The sequence below is a fragment of the Alkalihalophilus lindianensis genome (assembly GCF_032843265.1).
Taxonomy (GTDB): domain Bacteria; phylum Bacillota; class Bacilli; order Bacillales; family Bacillaceae_D; genus Alkalihalophilus; species Alkalihalophilus lindianensis.
Genome location: NZ_JAWJBA010000335.1, coordinates 1 through 271 on the forward strand (window position 1 = coordinate 1; position 271 = coordinate 271).

Annotated in this window: 1 protein-coding gene; it reads right to left on the bottom strand. The window is 40.2% G+C overall.

Annotation, left to right across the window (positions count from 1 at the left end):
- Positions 1 to 50: 50 nt before the first annotated feature.
- Positions 51 to 271, bottom strand: a 221-nt coding sequence (locus tag RYX56_RS22475) for a hypothetical protein (protein ID WP_317124137.1), incomplete at its 5' end; no start/stop codon positions are given.

Genomic DNA, 271 nt, shown 5'->3' on the forward strand with positions numbered 1-271 from the left:
TGACAAAGGAAGAGATCATAAAGCGTAATGCCTTTGTATTGGAGGACTTCCTAGCAGGAATCCTCCAATACAAAGGCATTACGCTTTATGATCTCTTCCTTTGTCATTCGGTTTACTATTTCAACAACTGTATCAGGCTCGATAGAGTCATCAGATGCAATAATGTCCCTCAAGGCTAAAACGATTAGGTTTCTCTTATTACTATCCAACATCTGGAGAATGTTTTGCTTAAAGTAATCTGAGATAGCATGAGGGTCTACACCAGGAGCGG